Origin of the sequence: Lentilactobacillus farraginis DSM 18382 = JCM 14108 (assembly GCF_000583655.1) — a bacterium.
Classification (GTDB): domain Bacteria; phylum Bacillota; class Bacilli; order Lactobacillales; family Lactobacillaceae; genus Lentilactobacillus; species Lentilactobacillus farraginis.
In genome coordinates this window covers 1-6082 of record NZ_BAKI01000071.1, presented here as the reverse complement: position 1 = coordinate 6082, position 6082 = coordinate 1, and the positions used below count along the sequence as shown (strand labels likewise).

The 6082-nt window shown below is 40.8% G+C and carries 7 protein-coding genes, 1 tRNA gene and 1 pseudogene; 1 reads left to right on the top strand and 8 read right to left on the bottom strand.

All coding sequences use genetic code 11. The annotated features are described in order from the left end of the window. Positions 1–27 precede the first annotated feature (27 nt). The 7 genes from JCM14108_RS13345 to JCM14108_RS13315 form a co-directional block, all read right to left on the bottom strand. On the bottom strand, positions 28–795 hold the full coding sequence (locus tag JCM14108_RS13345) for an ABC transporter ATP-binding protein (RefSeq protein WP_035181430.1): 768 nt from the start codon (positions 793–795) through the stop codon (positions 28–30). Continuing rightward, the gene (locus JCM14108_RS13340) at positions 782–1738 is read right to left on the bottom strand and encodes a FecCD family ABC transporter permease (protein ID WP_035181429.1); all 957 of its coding nucleotides are present in this window, start codon (positions 1736–1738) and stop codon (positions 782–784) included. Before JCM14108_RS13340 ends, JCM14108_RS13345 begins: the two co-directional genes overlap by 14 nt. Continuing rightward, complete coding sequence (gene isdE, locus JCM14108_RS13335) at positions 1738–2640, bottom strand: heme ABC transporter substrate-binding protein IsdE (protein ID WP_035181427.1); 903 nt, start codon at positions 2638–2640, stop codon at positions 1738–1740. Before isdE ends, JCM14108_RS13340 begins: the two co-directional genes overlap by 1 nt. Positions 2641–2653: 13 nt before the next feature. Next, positions 2654–3520 carry an NEAT domain-containing protein gene (locus tag JCM14108_RS13330; protein ID WP_035181426.1) on the bottom strand — a complete coding sequence of 289 codons (867 nt, stop codon included), beginning with the start codon at positions 3518–3520 and terminating at the stop codon, positions 2654–2656. Beyond that, on the bottom strand, positions 3507–4379 hold the full coding sequence (locus tag JCM14108_RS13325; RefSeq protein ID WP_237745848.1) for an LPXTG cell wall anchor domain-containing protein: 873 nt from the start codon (positions 4377–4379) through the stop codon (positions 3507–3509). The genes JCM14108_RS13330 and JCM14108_RS13325 overlap by 14 nt, the downstream gene beginning before the upstream one ends. A gap of 29 nt (positions 4380–4408) precedes the next feature. Beyond that, a complete protein-coding gene (locus JCM14108_RS15675; protein ID WP_035181425.1) occupies positions 4409–4729 on the bottom strand; it encodes an NEAT domain-containing protein in 321 nt (106 codons plus the stop codon). 158 nt (positions 4730–4887) lie between these two features. Further along, entirely contained in the window at positions 4888–5367 is a 480-nt protein-coding gene (locus tag JCM14108_RS13315; RefSeq protein ID WP_051996227.1) for a hypothetical protein, read from the bottom strand. Between the two features lie 207 nt (positions 5368–5574). On the opposite strand from JCM14108_RS13315, the pseudogene JCM14108_RS15670 reads away from it, so the two are divergent. Next, positions 5575–5811 (top strand): annotated as a pseudogene (locus JCM14108_RS15670) (site-specific integrase); the annotation flags it as partial. Between the two features lie 84 nt (positions 5812–5895). Here JCM14108_RS15670 and JCM14108_RS13310 read toward each other — a convergent pair. Beyond that, positions 5896–5968: transfer RNA gene (locus tag JCM14108_RS13310), tRNA-Thr, on the bottom strand. Positions 5969–6082 lie beyond the last annotated feature (114 nt).

The following is a 6082-nucleotide window of genomic DNA, read 5'->3' as shown; positions in this document are numbered from 1 at the left end:
GATTAACGTTACTAATTAACTATATTTTTAACTCCCAGCAGGCAATTCAACGATATAGCGACCATAATTAGGAATATCAACAATGTGAATTTTGGTCTGAAATACATTGCTGAGCAATTGTTCGTCGTAAAAACTTTTTGGGCGGCCATCTTTTAATAGCCGACCTGATTGAATCAACCACAACCGATCACTTATTCGAAATGCTTGATTAATATCGTGGAGAATCATGACAATTGTCATCTTCCCAGTCCGATGAAGCTGCCTGATAATCGCCATTAACTCCGCCTGATAACGAATATCCAAGTAAGTGGTTGGTTCATCAAGAAACAGGTATTGCGGCTGCTGAGCGATCGCTGAAGCAACCCAGACCCGTTGTCTTTGACCGCCCGAAAGCTGGCTCATTTCTCGCTGGGCAAGTTGTGCGATCCGAGTCATTTCCATAAAGGGCATCACTTCATCATCGGTAATCGTTGCCAGCAGGTGGTGCTTTGCCAAGCGGCCCATTTTAACAACATCAATAACTTTCATATCATCATAAAGATGATTTTGTTGACTAACCACGGCCACCTTTGAGGCAAATTGTTTTCGACCCATTTTCGAAATCGCCTGACCGGCAATTTCAATCTGACCGGTCGTTGGCTTTAGCTGATCAGCCATTAATTTTAGTAGTGTCGTTTTACCGGCCCCGTTCGGTCCAACGATTGATAAAATCGTTCCAGGAACAATTTTCGCAGAAATGTGTTGAACAATGGGCCGATTTTTTTGAAATCCAAAACTAACATCATTCAACTTCATTTGTACTTTGCCTCCATAACAGCCAAATAAGAAACGGTCCGCCAATCACCGTCATAATGGTTGCGGCCGGAATCTCGCTTGGCAACGCTACTGTTCGACCAAGTGTATCGACCGTCAGCAACACAGCCGCACCCAACAGCATTGAAAACGGCACAATGGTTTGATAATCACGACCGACCAACCGGCGGGCAACGTTGGGCACGATAATCCCAACAAAGGGCACCACACCAATTACCGAAGTAACACCGGCAGCCAGATAAACAACAATCACCAATAATGACAGCCGAATAAATACCGCAGAAAGCCCCCGCGAAGCAAGCTGCTGATCAGACATTTTCAAATAATTTGCCCATGGGGAAACAATAATGGCAGCCGCCATTCCTATCGTCCCAAAGATAAGCAAGATCAGTGTATCAGACCAGGTGATACCGTTAAATGTACTGGTTTCTGCAATTGAATTTTCAGAAAAAAGCTGTTGAAATCCCGAAAATGTCAAACTGAGAACCACGCCCACGATAATCAATTGATAAGAGTTTTGTAACAGCTTCCTTGAAGATAGAAAAACCAGAATCAGCCCACCACCGATAAACGCATAAAGCAGCTTATCAAACGGAAAAGCCGGTATCAAAAAACCTGCCAGCAAAATTAAAAAGCTCCCCGCACTGGTGACTCCCAAAATACTGGGGTCTGCCAAATAATTATGAAAGGCTGCCTGACTAATCGTACCGGCAACCGCCAGCATGCCGCCACAAACCAAACTGGCTAAAACTCTCGGCAATCGAGTTTGAAGCAACACCACCAAGCTGCTTTTATCCTGACCGCCAAAAGCAGCGATCAATTGGGATACTGAAAAATAGGTTGCTCCCACCATTAGTGAAGTTACAATTGCAATTGCTAAAATAAAAATAATCAGTAAATACCAAATTATCTCACGTTTTGTCACTAAGTCGTTCCCCCGCTTTGTGGATAAAGCCACTTTGAAATTTTGCTAATCGCGATTGCTGCTCGCATATTAGCCGTCGCGTCAAAATCCGGTTCCTGAAGGTCGTACACGCGATGATGTTTAACGGCCGGTATTGTCTGCCACATCGGGTCCTGCTTAAAGGTCTGATTGAACTGGGCGGTCACCATTTTAGGCAGTGCGTGTTCCAATCTCAAAATAACGTCCGGTTTGGCCTTTTTAATTGATTCGTCATTTGGCTGAATATATTCCTGATCTTTTGAGGTAAAAACATTGCGTCCACCTGAAATTGATACCAGATTACCAATATAGGACCTGTTCGTACCGATCATGTAGGAAGCCCCTGGCAGTCCCATTAGTACTAAAACCTTGGGATGATGGTGATAACCTGCCGCAACCTGTTTAGCTGTTTGTTTGGCTGTTTCAACTTGTTTAATCGCCCGGGTTGCCTGGCTTTGACGATGGTATCTCCGACCCATCTGCCTAACAGTCGTTTCCAAAGCCGACACACTTGTTAAATTTAAAAAGTAGGGCTTAATGTGTCTTTTTGAAAACGCCTTACCAAATTGATCAGCCAAAGTCGTTACTGAATATACAACAGTCGGTTTTAACCCGGCAATTTTCTCAACATTGGGGTTCATCGGGCTGCCTACCCGAGTAACATTTTTATATCGCTCAGGTATCTTATTAGCCGTTGTAGGAACACCCACCAACGGTAGCTGCAATTTATCCGCAATCTGCACAACGGCATACGTGGTAGCCACAATTCTCGGTTGGCTTTGCTTCGGTTTAACTGCCTTAAAACCAAACATCACACCCAAGCCAACACCAACAATCGCAATAAAAGCAAGGATTCCCAGACCAAGTTTTCGTGAACCTGTCATATCAACCGGCCTCCTAATGCCTATAGATTAACCATGATCCGACGCCAGCCACTGCCACGACCGCAACAACGCCGCCAACAATCCAAGGTGTCCGACTTTTACTATGGTCCGGTTTACTTTCCGATTTATGAGTTTGACTTTGGGCTGCCTTAGTAACCGGCTTTTGACTGGCACTAGATGCACTTGAACTGGCCTGAGAGCTTGCGTTGGCTGACTTCTTCGGTGCTGTAGACTGACTGGTGGAATGAGTCGATGGTGTCTGTTTTACCCGATTCGTTTGTTTTGTTGAATTTGATGTTTTTTTCGGCAAACTGGTTGCAGTCTGCTTTTTTACAGGCGATCGCTTACTCGCCGATTTAGTCGTTTTTGAAGCAACTTTTTGTGTGTGGCTTGATGAAGTACTCGTTTTTGGAGAAAGCGTTGCAGCATGATGACTTAATTTAGGCAAGCCTGCTGTATTGAATTTAAACGAAATCAAGTGATGTGCCTTATAGACTTTTGGAACGTCGATTGCTAATTTAGCATTGATTCGCTTATGCAAATTAGTGGTCGTGAATGAATAATAATAGTGTGAGTTGCCACTTCGATCCTTAACCTTACGAACGTTTTTCGGCTTTTCGCCATTAACCCAGTTAACTGCAACTGGGAAAGAAGACAGACTTTTGGCGGTTTTGATCTGCATAGTCACTACATATTTATGGTTTTTTACACTAACAGTTGCCGGTTTGACAAAATAACCACTTGCAATTGAAGTTTTATTGGTCCCATAGCGCAGTGCCTTGTAAGAAATGGCCTTGGCACTTACCGTCGCGGTAACGCCCAACAACGCAACTAAAAATGTTAATAAGAATAACCACGATTTTCGGTTAATTAATTTCATGGTTAACCCCCCAAGTAAAAAGCAAACTACTACCAAGAACAGCACCAATAATCGATGTCATGGTATCATTACCGTCTCCGGTTTGTGGCAGCTTCGCACTTGAACTGGCAGTGGGTGCCTTTAATTGACTGGCAGTCACCAGTGCAGCTGTTTGATGTTTGGTTGCCTTTGCAGCTTTAACAGTCGCCTTTGCTTTGGCATGGCTGAATTTAAACCGAATTCCAAAGGTTTGGCTAATATTTGCGTACGGCACCGTGACATGAATTTTACCTTTAATAATCTTTTTCAGTTTGCTTGTCGAACTGATATTGAACGTATAAGTCAACGTGTACGTTTTGGCAGTTGATCCATACTTTACGTTATGTGGCTTGTAACCATTAATCGAAATTGGTTTGACTGCTTTTGAACCCAACTTAAGTGCTTTTTTATAACTTACTTTCAGAAGAACACGATAATGTTTATTAACTTTTTTAACACTTGCGGCGTGGGTATAGTACTTGTTTGCAATTGACTTGGCGTTGGAATTGGACTTTAAAACAACGTATTTCCAAGTATTAGCAGCTTTTTTGGTTGTTTTTGTCGACTTGGTTGTCTTAGTTTCTTTAGAAGGCACCATATTCGGTTCCCTGGTTGGTGCCTGTGAGCTACTTACAGAACTAAGTGAGCTTGATGAACTGGCAGACGACGATGAACTGCTGGTTGCGGCTGGTGTTGCTGCGCTGCTGCTGGATGAACTATTAGCAGCCGGAGCAGTTGTACTATCCTGAGTTCGAGTAGCATTTGCCCACTTAAATTGAAATTGGGCTGATTGCTGCATCGTTCCCATAATTGGTACTTGAAGTCCAAAAGTGACTGGCACAAGGTCAGCTGGACTTGTTAAATTAACAGTCAGAGTAGCATTGGAACCGGATTTATCTTCATTAACCGATTGCCCCCGACAGTCATTGAAGTAATATAGTTAGCACCGCTGGTCTGTAATTGAATCTGGTAATTACTTCCAGTTACCTTAACGGCGGCTGTTTGGGTAAAAAACATATTGGCAATCGACGTGGAACTGCTGTTAGCTTTCAGTAACGTTACTGGAACCGTGTATGTACCGTCACTCAGGTTAGCTTGAGCCTTTGCAGATGATGGCAAAATGAATCCCACAATGAGAACGACAGTTGCCCATACGAACCATTTAACCCAATTAAAATTCCTTTTATGCATATTAGATCCCTCCAGAATATAACTTTTTATAATACAAAATAAGTTTACATGATTGTTTAGAAAAAGTTAACTATTTCACGAGAATTTTCTTAATTAAATTTCAAACTCTTAAATTGTTCGCAAGCAATTTCGATTTTTAAAAACTCACTATTTGTCCTTTAGAGATACGGTTTGAAAATACCTCGACGGCGATAATCATCTTCATATTTTTCATAAATCTGATTGCATTTTTGCCAATTTTCTTTTAAAAATAATTGGTGAGGTGTTTGACAGATACATTTTTCAAGTTTAACTTTCGTTGGTCGTTCAATTTTATAGTCTTTTTGTAAGGTTTGCCGAATGCCAGGCCGAAATCCTTGATACCCCTTTGTATACTGCTTTACTCGGCCATTAAAGCTTAAAATATCACCAGTTTGTAAAATCCCCAAGGCCTCAAATCCTTTAGTTAAATTGAACCATAGATGCTCAGCTACTTCGATCCCCTTTTCATCCTTAACATTCAGCAGCAATAAAGTCGGGATTGCATGATTCCTTCTTCGATCGGTATATTTAAACCCATATTTTTCAAAAGTTCCCGTATATCGATATCGGCATTGGGACCCTTTTTTCTTCAGTTGTGTCCGAATATTTGATTGCATTTAATAGGCTTCCTTTCCGTTTGGAACTAGTGTTCAATAATTTTATTATACCAAACACGTAATTAACTCTCAATTATTTTTTAACGAATCAGTTTTAAAACTGGACAAATTAAAAATGTGTTGCGCTGGTTAAAAAAAGCCCAGTAAAAAAACCAAGTAAAAACGAGATTGGATTCTCGAATTACTTGGTTTTTATATTATATGTCTTTCAACAGTTTGCGGCATACTCATGTTGCTTATCTATTAGCTAACAATATTAATTTGTATGTTATCTCAAAAAGATTGGGCCATTCAGATATTGTCACAACCTCGAGCTAGTATTCTTATTTAATTGATGAATATAAGGCACACACTGATGCCCAAATTGAAAATACATTATCACATTTACGCAGTGATAATAATGATAAGTGGTCAAAAAATGGTCAAAACAATATTGCCCTTTAATACTTTCTAAAGCCTTCAAAAAAATAGGAATGCTGTAGTATCAACATTTACAGCGTTCCTAAATTTGTTAATTCATCATATTTAAGCCGTTTCCGGGATTTGAACCCGGGACCTTTTCCTTACCATGGAAATGCTCTACCTTCTGAGCTAAAACGGCATTCAAATTTAGTTTTAGAACAAAATTACTTACTGAAGTATCTTATCAAGTCATCTTAGATAAAACAAGAGGTTGAAACAAAACAACTCATGTTTTGTTTCAACCTCTTTATTT